Origin of the sequence: Photobacterium pectinilyticum, from assembly GCF_024357955.1 — a bacterium.
GTDB classification, from domain to species: domain Bacteria; phylum Pseudomonadota; class Gammaproteobacteria; order Enterobacterales; family Vibrionaceae; genus Photobacterium; species Photobacterium pectinilyticum.
Genome location: NZ_JANEYT010000057.1, coordinates 1 through 16,189 on the forward strand (window position 1 = coordinate 1; position 16,189 = coordinate 16,189).

General features: G+C 42.9%; 16 protein-coding genes. 10 read left to right on the forward strand and 6 right to left on the reverse strand.

The annotated features are described in order from the left end of the window. Together NHN17_RS18915 and NHN17_RS18920 are read right to left on the reverse strand one after the other, a co-directional pair. The coding region (locus tag NHN17_RS18915) for a hypothetical protein (protein ID WP_255044192.1) at positions 1–309 on the reverse strand (309 nt) is incomplete at its 3' end. A 121-nt stretch (positions 310–430) separates the two neighbouring features. Continuing rightward, positions 431–802 (reverse strand): hypothetical protein, encoded by a 372-nt coding sequence (locus tag NHN17_RS18920; RefSeq protein WP_255044193.1) that lies wholly within the window; start codon positions 800–802, stop codon positions 431–433. Positions 803–912: 110 nt separating this feature from the next. Between NHN17_RS18920 and NHN17_RS18925 the strand changes: the two genes are divergently transcribed. Continuing rightward, positions 913–1,746 (forward strand): hypothetical protein, encoded by an 834-nt coding sequence (locus tag NHN17_RS18925; RefSeq protein WP_255044194.1) that lies wholly within the window; start codon positions 913–915, stop codon positions 1,744–1,746. Positions 1,747–1,845: 99 nt separating this feature from the next. Continuing rightward, positions 1,846–2,559: a hypothetical protein gene (locus NHN17_RS18930; RefSeq protein ID WP_255044195.1), complete on the forward strand. Its 714-nt coding sequence runs from the start codon at positions 1,846–1,848 to the stop codon at positions 2,557–2,559. Positions 2,560–3,114: 555 nt separating this feature from the next. Here the strand turns inward: NHN17_RS18930 and NHN17_RS18935 are convergent. The 3 genes from NHN17_RS18935 to NHN17_RS18945 form a co-directional block, all read right to left on the reverse strand. Further along, on the reverse strand, positions 3,115–4,920 hold the full coding sequence (locus NHN17_RS18935) for a hypothetical protein (protein WP_255044196.1): 1,806 nt from the start codon (positions 4,918–4,920) through the stop codon (positions 3,115–3,117). Between the two features lie 184 nt (positions 4,921–5,104). Next, a complete protein-coding gene (locus NHN17_RS18940; protein ID WP_255044197.1) occupies positions 5,105–5,665 on the reverse strand; it encodes a hypothetical protein in 561 nt (186 codons plus the stop codon). A 972-nt stretch (positions 5,666–6,637) separates the two neighbouring features. Further along, the gene (locus NHN17_RS18945; RefSeq protein WP_255044198.1) at positions 6,638–6,811 is read right to left on the reverse strand and encodes a hypothetical protein; all 174 of its coding nucleotides are present in this window, start codon (positions 6,809–6,811) and stop codon (positions 6,638–6,640) included. Positions 6,812–7,064: 253 nt separating this feature from the next. Here NHN17_RS18945 and NHN17_RS18950 point away from each other — a divergent pair, with 253 nt between their 5' ends. Further along, complete coding sequence (locus NHN17_RS18950; RefSeq protein WP_255044199.1) at positions 7,065–7,421, forward strand: antitoxin Xre/MbcA/ParS toxin-binding domain-containing protein; 357 nt, start codon at positions 7,065–7,067, stop codon at positions 7,419–7,421. A gap of 150 nt (positions 7,422–7,571) precedes the next feature. Then, the gene (locus tag NHN17_RS18955; RefSeq protein WP_255044200.1) at positions 7,572–8,327 is read left to right on the forward strand and encodes a hypothetical protein; all 756 of its coding nucleotides are present in this window, start codon (positions 7,572–7,574) and stop codon (positions 8,325–8,327) included. Here the strand turns inward: NHN17_RS18955 and NHN17_RS18960 are convergent. Further along, positions 8,294–8,629 carry a hypothetical protein gene (locus NHN17_RS18960; protein ID WP_255044201.1) on the reverse strand — a complete coding sequence of 112 codons (336 nt, stop codon included), beginning with the start codon at positions 8,627–8,629 and terminating at the stop codon, positions 8,294–8,296. The two genes, NHN17_RS18955 and NHN17_RS18960, sit on opposite strands and share 34 nt — an antisense overlap. Positions 8,630–8,702: 73 nt before the next feature. Between NHN17_RS18960 and NHN17_RS18965 the strand changes: the two genes are divergently transcribed. The 6 genes from NHN17_RS18965 to NHN17_RS18990 all read left to right on the forward strand — a co-directional run bounded on the left by NHN17_RS18965 (position 8,703) and on the right by NHN17_RS18990 (position 16,040). Continuing rightward, on the forward strand, positions 8,703–9,941 hold the full coding sequence (locus NHN17_RS18965) for a tyrosine-type recombinase/integrase (protein ID WP_255044202.1): 1,239 nt from the start codon (positions 8,703–8,705) through the stop codon (positions 9,939–9,941). A gap of 19 nt (positions 9,942–9,960) precedes the next feature. Continuing rightward, positions 9,961–10,794: a DNA adenine methylase gene (locus tag NHN17_RS18970; RefSeq protein ID WP_255044203.1), complete on the forward strand. Its 834-nt coding sequence runs from the start codon at positions 9,961–9,963 to the stop codon at positions 10,792–10,794. 234 nt (positions 10,795–11,028) lie between these two features. Beyond that, on the forward strand, positions 11,029–12,618 hold the full coding sequence (locus NHN17_RS18975; RefSeq protein WP_255044204.1) for an Lcl C-terminal domain-containing protein: 1,590 nt from the start codon (positions 11,029–11,031) through the stop codon (positions 12,616–12,618). Position 12,619: 1 nt separating this feature from the next. After that, positions 12,620–13,168 (forward strand): Lcl C-terminal domain-containing protein, encoded by a 549-nt coding sequence (locus NHN17_RS18980; RefSeq protein ID WP_255044205.1) that lies wholly within the window; start codon positions 12,620–12,622, stop codon positions 13,166–13,168. After that, the gene (locus NHN17_RS18985; protein WP_255044206.1) at positions 13,155–15,629 is read left to right on the forward strand and encodes an Ig-like domain-containing protein; all 2,475 of its coding nucleotides are present in this window, start codon (positions 13,155–13,157) and stop codon (positions 15,627–15,629) included. Before NHN17_RS18980 ends, NHN17_RS18985 begins: the two co-directional genes overlap by 14 nt. A 54-nt stretch (positions 15,630–15,683) precedes the next feature. Next, entirely contained in the window at positions 15,684–16,040 is a 357-nt protein-coding gene (locus NHN17_RS18990) for a hypothetical protein (RefSeq protein ID WP_255044207.1), read from the forward strand. Positions 16,041–16,189 lie beyond the last annotated feature (149 nt).

Below are 16,189 nucleotides of genomic sequence, written 5' to 3' on the forward strand. Positions count from 1 at the left end.
AATTGAGTTTTCACCGTCAGAAAGGAATGCTTTAGCAAAGAATGTTAATTCCGATAGACCGACTTTAGTTATGGAAGCTACCGTGTAGGTATTGCCGTATTGATCACGAAGGATATATTCACTACTAATTGTACCCGCAACATAATCAATGCTACTGGTGCTGTCGACATAGGAGATTAGGTGTGTTTGACCTAATGCCTCTTGTACTTTTTCAGCTAGCTTTGACTCAACAATATGTAATCCAAGTGGTGCTCGTGGAAGCAATAAACTAGCGGCTACAGCTGCACCGGCAACAAATTTCCATTTCATTTCTTCGATACCATTTTTTTACAGCACAACGTGCAAAGTAAATATTTGCCTGTTGGTGTGTGAACTTTGATTTTGAGATCAAGATATCAAAGTTTGTCTTTATTTTATATAGGCTAAATTGTTAGGTTTTTTCTCTAACCCGGACACAGTAGACACGCTTTCCGTTGTCGGAATAATCATGCTCTTCAACAATTTTCAGGTTGCCAGTTGTCAGTTGGACATTGCTTCTGATAGAAGAGCTGTATTTACCATTCACATCAGATTCAATACTCGTGATCATCGTATGATTTGAGTTGGACTCCTGAGCATAAGCTTGTGAAGCTCGAATGTAAGCAATAGCTGAAGTATTGCCACAGCCAGTGGCTGGAGACATGATGAATTTATCCATATCTGAATCTGTGTATAATTGATCAGCGGAGGCGACATTGGCTGCGCTTAAAGCGATCAATAGAAACATAAATTTTGAACCTGTTTTAGTTATTGTGTCGATCATTCTTCTAAAACCTCATCAATCCTTTCTTGTCAGTATACACAGACGGTAAAACTAATGATTGATGTTAAGTAGAGATCAATCGATTTAAAAATTACAAAGGAAGTAGTGAAGTGAAATTACGACTGCAATCAAAAATAGAACCTGAGTCAATTATTGTTGGTTGGTCTCTTGTTGATAAAGCACATGACGAACAGTTGCATAGGGGAGAGTGGGGCAAGTTCCGGTTCAAATTTAGAGGGAGTCAGACAGCAAACAGAGCAGCGATTGCTGAGCTTGTCGTATTGCATCATTTATTCCGGCACAATTTTCGACAGTTTGCCACCGCAAGGAACAAAGAAATTACCTTTAGCCTTTATGACTTAGATGTGTATCGATTTGTCACTGGTACAGATGATGATCAAACTGCGGATCATATAAAAATGTATGGCGGCTTTATTTCAACATTACTACCAAGCGCAATGTGGGAGCTATCCACTCACGATATGCTTGAAGAAATAGAGTGCGATATAGTTGATTTTGATATGGAGTTGCTGACGTCTTATCGTGCTATTCTTCAACCGGCTTATCTGTCTATTTGGGACATTGAAGTGGACATCACGACCCACTGTATTGAACAGTATGAGAGAAAGACAAGCAGCTTTTACTACCAACTTGGAAATCCGCAAAACAGTATCATTAAAAGGTTATCGAATAAGGAAAATGAGCTGGTAGAGCTGGATAAGCGCGTTCAGGTGGCGAAACTGTCCAAACATCTTCATGCAATCCATGATGTAGTGATTAAGACCCAGCCACACGATGTTTGTTTTGTTCTGACACGTAAAGATGAGAACTCGAAATATTACGTTAAGACCTGTTACCAGCGCTCTTCTTTCAGCAAGACTGAGAATAGGCATAGGTCGAGAGGCTCATCAAAGCGAAACTTTAACCGTCATTATGCAGATTGAAAATTTTTTTAACGACAGGTGGCGTGCTGCCGTCATTCATAGTTGATGGTATCAAAAGTGGAGCCAGTGAGCATAATTTCTATCATTGTGAGGAAGAAGATGAATTTTGTTACGGTCTCTGTTGCTTGCCTTTTAATGCATGCAGTGCTTTTTGAAGTTGGAAATAATTTTTACAACCTCCGTTATGGCAATCTCGTAGGGTTGAAGTCAAAGCTCATTTTTGGCCTTGTTAATCTCATAGGTTTTGTAGCTACCTTCTGGCTCTATTTGGCGGCTACACTGCGAGTGTATCCAAGTGTGGCTTTTGATGGTAAGAATTTGGCACTCAATTTTGTGTTCGCTACATTTTTTTTTACAAGCTCGGGTTTAGCTAGCTTAAAAGTGGTGTGGGGCAATCCTGTGCTCCACTTAATGATTTTGGGTAGAGGTAAAGCAAATCTTCACTTAGCACATAAGTTTAAAAATGAGCTAAAGAAAATGAAGAAGGTCGAACAGGTCGAAGGCCAGGTTAAGCAGTATATGGTGAGCAAATTAACCTCTGAAATTTTAGCCTTATTTGATAAGGCGGCATTAGAGAAAGGCGTTAGGTCGGTCAACATTACATCGCATCATATTGGACGTGAAGCAGACAAGCAGGCGATGATATATTTTCTAAAAAATGCAGGTTACCGAGTTGATGTAAGGTCTAGAATCAATCCATTCTACGTCTTACTACTTAAGTGTTTACTGACGATTGAGTATTTCAACAAGGACCCTTTCGGATGGGATATTGGTTCGATTGATATTGAAATACCGGAACCAAACAAACGTTGATACTGCTGTGTTCCGCGCACCAAAGTTCGAATTACGAACTAGTACCCAATATACAGAACAAGAAATAGTTAACTCGGACACCATTCTTGAGGGCAATGAACAAGCACATTGCAGATGCAAATCCTGATCTGTTTGGGCCAATATAGTAGCCATTCCTCGTAATAGTAGGTACCTAAAGGCGGTTCTGGGACACCACTCTCGGTGGAAAGTCCGTAGAGGCTATCATCCACTAGGTACTTAGCGATGTTAACTATGACACCACTCTCGACTAAATGGTGAGAGCTGTCCTATATGGAGTGATTTTTGATGCTAATTTCGATCTATGCGAAATACGCCCTGACTAAAATAGAGATAAACGTCATGAAATCATGGTGTTGGAGTGTGGAGGTAACTCTGACACCACTCTTGAGGGCAATGAACAAGCACATTGCAGATGCAAATCCTGATCTGTTTGGGCCAATATAGTAGCCATTCCTCGTAATAAATGTGTTGTGTAAGAAGCTAGATATTTGGGGGAGGGTGGTACCTATTGATAATCAAGAGGTACCATTTCTGTTAGTGGCAAGTGATCCCGCTAACGAAGAAGTAAGGATCGTTACCATTTCTGCCAAAGTCACCACGCGCTTTGTCGATGGAGTATTCTTTTACCTTGGTATAACCGAAACTTTTATATTTTGCACACTCTTCATTAGCGTACTTATCAGAACCCTTACTCTTTTTGCTACCACCAAAAAGCGTTTTACCTTGGCTTCGAGTTAGAGTCAGAAATGGGATAGGTTTACCAACCACCACATCCATTTTTTTATTCAGAACTTTCATTTCGTTAGCCATCTGGGTAGTAAACCTCTCTGCAAACCCATCCATCGTCATATCAGCCGAATTCCAAAGCGGTGGCTGGTCGATAGAACTAATAGGCCAAAACTGAAGGTAACGGCCGCCAACAACGTGATACTGGCTATCGGAAATCCGAATCAAGTTGCTGACAGTTTCTTCGTTGATAACGTAAAGCTCAAGGCTGGTGGGCACCCAACTTCCTTGTTTTTGCTCGTAAGTGATACCACGGCCGTCAGTATATTTCTCGTCATAGCTTGCCTTGCTTGTGACATCCTGCCCATCAGGTGTAGTTGTTGACGTTTCAGAAGAAGCTTTATTGTCACCTAAATTTTGTCCCGTCGACTGTAAACTGATGAGTTCGGCGTCACTTAGGGAGCGTTCCAAGCCGTTAATCAAAAGCCGGTTGTCCTCAATGCGAGTAACAACTTTGTCAGCGTTATTAAGGATCCGCTTAGTAACAAAATCTGTGATCATTTTATCGTCCCAAGCAATACCACTTCCAGCCTTGATATCTTGCCAGGTTTCCATGCTGATACTTAGGGTCGATCGTTGCGCGGCGGTCCTGATGGCGTGGCTATTTACGTATCGTGCACGATTGTCAGTCAGAGATGCAGTAGCAGTGTTTTTTCGTTTTTGCTTACCGATGAACAAAGAATCGATCGAAAAGCTAATGGAACCGTTGTCCGCGATGAATTTGTTTTCAGCTTTAATCGTCCCAGTTTGGCCTTCCCCACGGAGTACATCGGCAATCTCTTTCGATGAAAGTGAATAGTTAATGACGGCTTCCCTTCTGGCATTTGTGGTTAACTGGGTATCACTGAAAATTTTTAGCTGAAATTTGTCATTTGCCAGAATGCCCGACAGTTCATGACAAGATACCGACAAACGGGATTTTGTGAATTGGCGACCGGGAAAATGATGAATAACCCCACCTTGGCCAAGTTCGGAGTCTGAAGAAACTTGTGGGAAAGTACCCATCGGATAGACAACTGTTTTGCTGCTTTCTTTCGATTCATAACCAATAGCCGATAGGGTCAGATACCGGTAGGGCCAGCTATTTATTGAATGATAGATATTTGGCTGATAGCTACCGGCGGCAGAGATATGTTTTTCACGCGCATTAACTGCGTTGAGGACATCCTGCAGCACTTCTTTTTCCGACGTGTGAAAACGGACTGAGAACGCCCGAGTCTTATCAAGAGCTGCCCCGTCGATGTTGGCGCAAACTGTGTTGTATTGCTTTTTTAAGTTAGGGCTATCAACGATAAGGTACGGCTGCATGTAGATTTTATTCGTTGCCGGGCTGCGATAAACAACGACGTTTTGATTGATTCGATCGATATGCACGGTGTAGGCGACATTCTGTGCAAGATCGACGATTTCATCTGCAGTATTGAGTGGAACACTTTGATTGCTGGCAATATCAGAAATGGCCTGTTGCGCCGGACCCTTGTCGTTGGCAAAGGCCGGTTGGGCTAGAAAACATAAAGCAATTGAGGCGGGTATTATTTGCCTTGAAAATTTCATTTTATTCAACTCTCTGTATGAAAAATGAACACAAAGACACTATATCTGAGGTATATCGTAAAACAGATTATAGAGAACTGAAGTGTGAACTGATTAACAGCAAATGATAAATGCAAGCAATTGAGTGCTTAACGATAACAAAGGCTGAGTAATCAATTTCTTGTAAGAGGTGCTGGGAATTAATTTAAGGGTGCTCGGATAACAATGTTTGTAGCAGTTCTTTAAAACTGTCTTCACTAAATGTCATGCCACCCATTTGGTCATCGACAGCAAACCAGCGGCCATGATTCGCGACAATAACATACCAAATGTATTCTTCTCCCTTCGAGTTCAGGCCGACTTCAAATCCTTCATCATCATTATAATCTGCACTTTGGATATACTGTTGCAGTTCATGCGCGCTAATTTGATCTCCCCCTGGTGCGGCATACAGGAATCGGTCAATGCCTTTGGCTACGTCGGCAAACAGCAATGCGTTTTCTTTTGATAACTGACGCTCGATGGGACCTTGCAGAGGTAGGTTGGGATCAATAGGGTATTGGCTGGAGAATAAAATTGAATTGTAGCCATATCGCGTGGCGTTATTAATGATAACTACAGCTGCGTTTGTGAGGTTTAGTGAAGATGGTAGGTCTAAGCGCCAGCCTGACGCTGGCCATGCGTCTCCATTTGCTTTGCGAATGCTAACGGTAATCAAGAAGAGTTTAACAAAATACTTGTTTATATGATGGATATTTTTGAGCAAATGGGTTTAACCGATAGTGAACTAGAGAGTCACAAGCACGCATTGGCAAACAATCCCTCTTATCGCGGACAATATCTCGAACAGAGATTATGCAATGCCCTAAAAGGTTCCTCTGTTGGTGGACTTGATGTTGCTGATTTATATATCCTCAAAGACAACCCAGCTTTTCTGAATTGGGTCGAAAAGGTGTACAGTCATGCTAGCGAAAATGATGAACAGGGAAACAGTAAATACTGTAAACCCTTCTGTTTAACTCTCAATAAAAAGTAGGTACCTAAAGGCGGTTCTGGGACACCACTCTCGGTGGAAAGTCCGTAGAGGCTATCATCCACTAGGTACTTAGCGATGTTAACTATGACACCACTCTCGACTAAATGGTGAGAGCTGTCCTATATGGAGTGATTTTTGATGCTAATTTCGATCTCTGCGAAATACGCCCTGACTAAAATAGAGATAAACGTCATGAAATCATGGTGTTGGAGTGTGGAGGTAACTCTGACACCACTCTCGACTAAATGGTGAGAGCTGTCCTATATGGAGTGATTTTTGATGCTAATTTCGATCTATGCGAAGTACGCCCTGACTAAAATAGAGATAAGCGTCATGAAATCATGGTGTTGGAGTGTGGAGGTAACTCTGACACCACTCTTGAGGGCAATGAACAAGCACATTGCAGATGCAAATCCTGATCTGTTTGGGTCAATATAGTAGCCATTCTTCGTAAAATTATGCACCTAATTCTGTTAGTCGGACACTGTTCTCAACGGAATGTTGGTGATGGAATTCACCTGGCTAAAGACTTGTGTTCTATCAAAATAGCCATGCTTATTGAATGGGTTTTCTAGTTAATAGATGATTTCATTTACTTGTTTCAAAACGGTGGAATGAAAAATAATGCTTTTATCCATCTATTCTATATTATATCCACCGTGAGGTATTTGGTGGATATAATTCATTAAAGGTCAAAATAGGCTAGTGCGGTTCACTTTGTTCTTTTCGTTTGAATTGTTGCGTCATGTCTTTCCCCGAACTAAACATAGCGTGGAGATTCTTCAGTGTTTCCTTTTTCGACTTTCCTACGATAGACACACCAGGATACTTATCACCGATATCGCAAGCCAATTGAAGCATCTCTTTATTAGACATGTTCACCTCTGTGAAATGTGGTAAATGATATATTAATGCCAGCAAGAAAATAATAGTTGCTCCAAAGCAATGTTTATTAGTTTTCAGTAGCGTGTTAAACGAGCGTATGTATTTATGGTGATTTAATCGGTATATCAGTCAATGATGGTGAAAAAAATACTGATTTTGCTACTATTTATGATAGTGCTTCGCCAGTATCGCTCTTAGCCAACAGCTCTTTGCATTTGATTAATTTTCAGGGAGATAGATTCAGATGACAGACGAAAACCAAATGATTGTTGTAAGCAAAGCTATATTGACCTTGCTTAACAAATGGTTAATCACAGACAAAGACCAGTGTGAGTTGTTAGGGATAGATTGCGCAACGTTGGGTAAGGTCAAATTGGGAGGTACAGCGTTACCTGCGCACAGCATGCCTAATGCAGCAGGTTTGCTTAATGTCCACAAGTCTCTTCGTCTGTTATATAGCCAGAACTCCGAGCTACTTTACGGCTGGATAAGTATGAAAAACGACAACCTACAGGGGCAGTCACCACTAAAAATAATGAAAAATGGGGTGGGAGGTATCAAAGAAATAGAAGCTTATTTGAGTAACTCATTGTCACGCTAGAAGTATCACGGAATGTCTTTGGTTAACAATGTGTAATTTAAAACGATAGACAGTAATGGTTTATTGGGTTAATGTGCGTTGAAAATCACATTATGTACAACTTTCAATGCATCTAACCGTAATTAGATGGACTGTTTATAGGGATATTCTGTGCTCTCAACTGATCATGCCGATAAATTGGCGAACCTTAAAATTTCAAAATTTGTTACTGACCGAAAGTTAAATAACCTAAAAACATCGAGCCCCTCTGTTGTGACTGACAGTTTGTCCAAGAAATTGGTTGAACCTCTTGATAGACAGTTAATGAAAGCAATAAAACAGTACGGAAAAGTTTCACATAAGATGCTATTTGGCTTTCATGGTGTATTTGTCGATAATTTAGTGGTACTGAAAAAAGCAGGTAACGAATGGTTTGTACGGCGAAATGCTGCTTGTCCTGTATTCGGTGCTCTCAATTCTTATTGTTTGTCTCGTAAAGTTGGCGGAGACTATCGCATGTCAGGCTTTATGCTCATCAGTGACGCGGTATTAGAAACACTGTCCCTGGAACGTATCCTTGAAGAAGGCTTGCAACAGGCCAAATTATGTCATGACGAATTAAATCCATCAGCACCAAGAGCGTTGGCTGAAATTGTACAACTGCAATCTTCTCATCGTCGAATACTAAAGCAGCTCGGCATCACTACGATAGATGAATTTGAGCGGGCCAGCGTCGAGCAAATCATTGAAGAAATTGTTAGCAAAAATATTGGTGTTAAACAGTATCGGTTAGCTGCTCTCAAGGCCATAGTCGGTGCAAAACACGGTCGGTCATACCGCTTCTGTGCCGACAACTCACCAGAAATCACGTATATTAAATCGCTGATGGAGTTTTACACCCCTGAACCTTGCCAGGAAGCCAGTTGATTTATACAAGCTGAATATTCCTCATGAAATAACAGTACGTAGCTTTTATATATACCTGAATCGATCATATATGCGTCAGCAAATAACCCCTGCTGACGCTGATGCACCTCGATGTACCACACTATGTTATCTTTACTCAAGAGAAACCAACTTGCTTGAAGGCTTCCTTGCCTAAGTCCACGTTCATCGTTAAACAAGTATGCGTTGCCAAGATCCATTACCTGGTTTAGATCCCGGTTAAAGCGTTTTCGAGTGTGATAGCCTTTATTTTTAATTTCTTGTGCAATTTCGTATTCTGTCATCCTATCATCCTGAAAAATAGGTTAAAATTGACTATGTGACTAGTTGGGTTTGCATAGAGGAAACCATACCGAAATGAGCTATAAATTTTATCCACTCATACCTAATGCGGACCAGCTTGAAATCGGTGTTCCCTCAATTAACGTCATTATACCTCAAGTTGCAGATAAGATACCGGATGCACTCGAGCTATATGAACATAGTCTTGATTACCTAATGGAGGTGAAAGGAAACCGGTCAAATTTTAATGCGTTCCGCACTCACATAAACCTACTCCTTAACTGGTTATGGTTTGTCCGAGAGGATCCGATTGAGAACTTTCGTCGCAATGAGATCCGAGCTTTTGTAGATTTTTGTAATGAGCCACCTGAAGAGCTTATTTCTAGTGCCCCTTTCGCACACTTTGTTTACGACAAACTCACGTGTCAATATGAAGTCAATGAAAAGTGGCAACCGTTCGTTAACCGAAATGAAGGTCAGCCTTACAAACGAAGATTTGAAACGGTAAAGTCACAGCTATCACTACTAAGCACTTTCTTTTCATACCTTTGCGACGTTGAGTTTGTGGACCGAAATCCAGCTGCGACATATCTAAAACGCCTAACTGAGAATAACATGCGGGATGTATTAGCTGCTGATGAAGAAGTGGCAGAGAAAGCATTGAGTGATGAGCAGGTCAGAGCGGTATGGCACACTGTCAGTGAAATGGCCAAAAAACAGCCAGAGATACACCTTCGTTCGAAGCTACTGATAGCGACCTTGTTGCTTATTTATCCACGTATATCTGAACTGGCCTCTCGGCCCGGTTACTCACCCGTAATGAGCAGCTTTAGACAACATACGGATGAAAATTGGTACTATTTCATCCCGCGGAGTAAAAATGGTAAAAGCCGCCGTGTTGCGTGCCCTCGCCGCTTGATTGCTGTCTTAAAGGAGTACCGGCTATTTCTTGGCTTCTCGCCCCTGCCAGAAAAAAATGAGAAAAATCCTTTATTTGTACGCCATGTAAGTGGCACAAGAGGACGAGATGCTGGTATCCTTAATGCAAATCTCGGAAAAGAACAATTACGCAAAATTGTGCTGTCAGTATTTGATCGAGCTGCTGAATCGCTTAATGATACCGCTGCGGCTGAGTTGCGTGCCTTTAATGTGCATGCGCTTCGTCATACCGGTATATCTAAGGATCTGGCCTCAGGCCGTTCGCCAAATCTGGTGATGGCGGATTCTGGGCACTCGAACCTAGCATCTCTATCGATATACTCACGCCAAAATTTTGTTGATCAGATTGGTTCGGCTCTAGAGAAGGATTTCTAGCAGATGGGGCGTTTAATCAATGATGTACAGATCGCCGCTGAAATGGGCGGGAGGCAAGGCTTGGCTTGCGAAAGCGGTCGAGCCGGTAGTAGATAAAGAATGGAAAGTCGCGGAGCCTTTTTCAGGCGGTCTTGGCTTTTCTCTATTTTTTGGCTTCAAGCACGTCCACGCCAGTGATATCAATTGGTCGCTGATCAACTTTTTTCAGTGTCTTCGCGATGGCTCGATGCCAGACATAATTCAAGTCGAAGCTTCTGGCCCATTTTATTACAAGGCGCGAGACAGGTTTAACGACCTCATCGAACAAACCGCACCCAATAAAATTCAATCCGACGAACTATCAACGCTAACATGGTTCATTAATCGTCATTGTTTCAATGGGTTATCAAGATTCAATAAGAAAGGCCGTTTTAATGTCCCCTACGGCCAAAAGAAAAAACTGGATCTCAATAGCTTAGAGCTTTGCGAGCAATTTGGCTTAGCAGCACAGCACTGGACGTTTTCTCATGGAAGTTATGAAACTAGTTCTTTGGCTGATGCTGATTTAGCGATTATTGACCCACCTTACCATGATACGTTTGCTGATTATGATCCCTCTGGATTTATCGAAGAAGATCAAATAAAGCTTGTTGAGTGGTTAGATACGCAATCTGTTAACCGAGTCATCGCGACAAATAACTACAACAAATTTACAGCCTCCTTGTACAGAGAAGCAGGTTTTAGCCTTTGTCGGGCACCCGTTCAACGTAAAATAGCGGCAAAGGGTGCATCAAGAAAAACAGTTTTTGAATTGGTAGCGTTGAAGGGCTTTAGCGCAAACGAAATTAATAAAATGGATCTAATTCAATGTTGAATATTTTTGGTTTTGTAACCTATGGCCTAACGTGGCTGTACGCTTTCTACCTGCTATACCAAACAGTTGCATTGTGGCCAGCTTCTATAGCTGGTGGAGAACTTGTTGCCTCAATACTGGTTTTTTTGTATTTGGCTTTCATTGGTTGGCGTTATAACAAACGAAAAAACAGCAATTGAAGGAAAACCACTCGGACACTGTCTGAAAAAAGTAAAATTTAGGGATGAATAGCTCATGAAAAATCGGTTTGTTTTGGCATTGCTGCCTCTGGCTGTGATGGCTGGCTGCGACGATAGCAGCAAAGATGATGGTAAATCAGGAACGATACCTTCTATTTCGATACCAAAAACAGTTACATTGACGGAGCCAAGGAACGCTGGTGATGTACTAGAGCAAACCTTGCGAGTCACACTGTCTCAAACGCTTGATCGGGACATGATTGCTCACCTCAAAGTTGAGTTGGATACGGCAGCTGCCGGTGATGATAAATTTGCCAACTTGATTATTGAAGATCAAAGTGTACGCATTATCAAAGGCAATCGGACTGCGGAATTCAGCTACAAGGTTCTGAATAACAACCTTTATCAGGATGATGTTACGCTCTTTATTAACCTCTCTGTCGACGAGAATGCAGGTGTAACCCTTGGGGATAATCAGACTTTAATTACCATCAAAAACAGCGATGACGTTCCTGTATTCGAATTTGATGAATACCAAGCTTATGTCCAAGAAGGCGCAAGTTATACGCTAAAAGGCCGACTCAGCCATTACACGGATAAAGACGTTGTTCTGCCTTTAGCAATCAGTGGTAATGCGCTTTACAACATCGATTACACGCTCTCTACCGATACGCTGCTTGTTCCTGCAAAACAGCTTGAAGCACAGCTAGTTATTGATGTGATTGAGGACGGTATCCCTGAGGGTGGCGAAGCTGCGGTGCTGACCATAAACAAGCCAGAGAATGCCACTGCGGGTAAAGTGGATGAGTTTACAATGGTAATCCCAGGCGACCTTGGCCTTAATGATACTGGAATGGTTAAGCATTGGGATGGCTACTCGCTGATTGACGCTCCGAGCAGTGAATATCCGAATCAAGATGCCGGTTTTGGGCGTGATACTGACAGTGATAGGCACGATAATGGTGCGCATGGATTCAGTTTTCAAAAGCTTGACCATGCTGGCAACACTCTCCCTTCCTCCGCACCTAATTGGCATTGTGTTAAAGATGATGTAACTGGGTTAGTGTTTGAACATAAGACTCCTGAAATGGATCCAGTTGTTCTCTCTGATGACGAAATAAGCGAAATGGTGAGAGATTATCTTCGTGGTGAAGGTATGCTTCCCTACCCTGAACATTATGGGCATTGGCACGCTGTCTCTTACAAGTATCTCTGGTATAACCCGTCATCATCAACCAATGGTGGCCAGCCGTGGGTCAAAGGGCCTGGATTTGGTAATGGTGCTTACCCGGTGAATAGATATTGCGCCTACCCAAACACCGAATCACCGTCTTACAATTCGCGTGCTCGAAATTGCGATACCGATAACTTCCTATCTGTCATGAACAATGCAGGGGTATGTGGCTTTACGGATTGGCGCTTACCAACCGTCTCGGAGATCATGTCGATGGTTAACTACGCCGAAGACTTGCCAGTAGGCGCCATAGACTATTTCCCAAATATTCAGACAGGTCAGTTCTGGACTGCAAGCTCGGCCGTTGAAAACAATGCTTCAGCATGGTGCTATGACGCAGACGAAGAGTTAGTGAAACTCTGTCACAAAGGCCAAGCCAATCATGTTATTGCTGTTCGAGGGGGAATCTAAGGTGAAGCAAACTCATACTCTTTTATCACTATTACCACTGGCAGCGTTATTGTCAGGAAATGCACTAGCTCAGGATTGTGTGACTAATGTGGTGCCTACGCAGCTTGATTACCAATACCTTGATAATCTCGATGGTACAGTCAGTGATGTGCGAAACAACCTGATCTGGTCGAAGTGCAATCTTGGTGAAACGTATAAAGCCAGTGACAACTCGTGTGATGGGTTGCCGACTAACTATAAGGCATGGCAAGAAGCGCTTCTGGCAGCTAAGCAGTATTCAGATGCCGATCCGGAATATACGTGGGTACTACCAAATATCAAGGAGCTTAATGCCTTAGTTGACTACAGCTGTGTTCGGCCAGCAATCGATCAGGCCTTGTTTCCAACCACCGTTCGCGGGCCGTATTGGTCATCAACACCCAATACGAATATTGACTATGCCCCGGACGCTTACATCATTGATTTTACGAATGGTAGCCAAGTTGTCAGCGCGACAGCTGATTTCTTTTCAGTACGGTTGATCAGAGTGCAGGATAATGACGAGAGTTAAACCGCTAGTATTGGCACTTTCCTCACTACTGGTATCAGCCGGCCTTAACGCCTCTGTGATTGAGTACAGTTTTGTTAACCCTGATGGTCAGGAGCAATACAGAACAAGTAGTGATCTGCAGTATATCAACGCCTCTAGTGGCCTGACGGTCATGATGTCGGGAGGCCTCGACCGGCTACTTTCGCTATCAATCAGGCACAAAGAAAATGGCACCGTGGCTTTTGAGCAAACCTCTGACCGCATACGTGTTGAAGACCGGATCACAGACTCGATTGGCCGGAATTACTACGGCAAGATCATGGATGTTGGGTCTATCCCCAATGGCTCCTATATCGTGCGATCACAGATGTTGAGCATGGCAGGCGAGATACTCGAGACTGAAACTAAAGAGCTGGTGGTTGATACGGTTAAGCCTAGGACGGGTAACTTTTCATGGAGTATGCCCTATGGAGGTGGTTATGCGCCTGATGGAACCCCTATTTTTGCTAGTGCTAGTTCCAGGCTTATTCGTCTAGATGGTGTCTCTGATAGCAACAGTGGCGTCAAGGATGTGACTTTTGAAACAAGGCTGGTATCGGGCGGTCAAGTTGTTCGCTCTGGCTCGGTAAATTTCATCAAAGAGCTGGGATATGCTCAGTTAGGTGATGGGGCACAAAATAGCGGTGCCGCGGTCGCGATACCTTCTGGTGTACAAGATCTGTATGAATTTGTTTTTCATATTGAAGATCGTGCAGGCAATGTAACTTCAGCCTCTCAAATTGCCTACGTCAACAGTGATTGTGGCCAGAAACCTGAAATGATTGGTTATGAAGAACCAGGCCACTCTGGGTCCTTCATGGGACAGCCAGGCTTCAAGGCAGTACCGGACGGCAGTTATGTTTTAAATAAAAATCCACTCGATACAATTTTTAAGATCAGTAGAGAGGAATTTCGTGCGTTACCAGAAGGTGCAATTTTCGGTGGTGAAATAGCAGGGATGAATGCTAATAAAGTTACCGTTCTCTCGACTGACAGTGATAATGTCTATTTCAAAGTTCATGCTCTTCAAATTAACCAAAATGGTAACTCTGATTGGAATGCAAAGGGTTGGGTAAATAAGTCGACGTATTTGTGCCACCCTATGTCAGCTGCATCGGGTTTTTCATTTTCGAATGCCGCAAAACCCCCTGTCACGACAGCGATGAACTGGCATATAGATGGTCTGGGCTGGGTGACACATAACTATGGTCATCCGACAAGTAATCCCAACACAGCTCCGGCAAACACGCGTATCAGCCAGATTAAATTTACCGGTGAGCCAAGGGAGTATGCCCAAAAAGCATCAATGTATGGTCAAACGTGTACCGTGCCTGTAGGTGGAACGACGTGTACTCTAAACGTAAATCTCGAATACAATACATCTGGCAAAGCAACACATTACCACGATAGGTACGGTCTTTATCGAGATGGAGTGCCGGAGCTTCAGGATCGAATCTCATATGTCATTGAGTATGATAATGCTCCGCCCTATTTCACTGGACTGGTTAACCATGATCAGGCAAAACGTTCAGTCGTATTTAACGTAGAAAAACCCTTTGCTGGTAATTCATGGAACCGGGTGCGACTTGAAAAAGCTGGACTATTACTTAAATCAAACGGTCAAACAGTTCGTACAATTGATGGTGAAAGGGTAACCGACGCTACTTCCTCAGTCATAACTGCCACGTACTCTTCACATGACAAGGAAGGCGATTACCGGCTTTATGCTTATGGAGAAGATCTCCATAAAAATAGGTTTGAACACTTTCTCTTTGAAGTAACGTTGGACTTCACGCCACCGGAAATACACCTTAGTGTGAATGATGAGCCGTTTTTGCCCGGTATGGAAGTCAGGGGGCTGGAGAGTTTCGCCATCAAGCTTATCGATCAATCAGAGACGCGCATCGAACAAATTGTATTGAAAGGTGGACCGGCTGATGACGAAGTTAACCTGAGCTGGCGTTCGCTGGGAAACAATACTTATGCGTTGGAATACCCTGTCATCTTCCCTAGCCTTACTCCTGACGAGATTTATACGCTGACAATAACGGCAAGTGATAAATTCGGCCAGGCCGATACGGATAGCTTCAGCTTTACGTATTTGCCAAATAACCTTGTAGAACTGAAGTCTACGCCTATGTTGCCAGTTGATGCTGAATTGTTGGATCGCTCTGATAACCCGCTTGTCTATATCAAGTCTAATGAACTTCGGACATCGAATGGTAACTTAGCGTCGGGTATTCAAGACCTCATATTTACACTGCGTGCAGATGCTGAATTACCTATCGTAGTGGCAGGTGAGAAGGTCAACATTGGTGAGACGAAATCGATAGGCGTAAGCATTGATGGCAATGATGGTGTCCTTCGAGTGCCTGTTTATCCGGCTAACCATCAGGATACAGGCCAGGCAAACTTCATGTTTGAGATACGTGAAATAAAATAATTAAGATCAGGCTAGGTTAACCTGCCTGCCATTAGATAAAGTACGGAAACTTACATGCAAAATAACCCAATTGTGAAGCTTATTAAACAAGAGAAGTACCAAGCGGCTGCGAAAATGTTGAATTCGAAGGAGCTTGGACGGTTGGAGGCATGGTCTTACATGCGTGTAATCGTTGGGATGCAAACGGTACAGTATGATAGTGCGCTGGTACAAGTGCTGTTGCCAGCCTGTGGTTACGGTAGCTCGGAAGCCATTGAATTGTTTGAAACCCAGAGAGTAAGGCAAGTGAAATGTCCCAACCTGAAAAGCTGGTTGGTTTGGCAATACAAACAAGCCGAGCATTTGATGACTAAATCATTGATTGGCTCACTGCTGCACAATGGAACGCCAAGAATTAGACGTTCAGCTTGACGTAGCAGCCAGTAACGAAAGAAGTTACCTTCATAAAACCCTGACAAAACAATGCCCAACAACGGTAAATTTATCGTGGTTGGGCGATAAATCAAGATACTAATTGGTCAGGGCGTTCAACCGGTCTTTAGGTATCGTGCCGGTCGGAT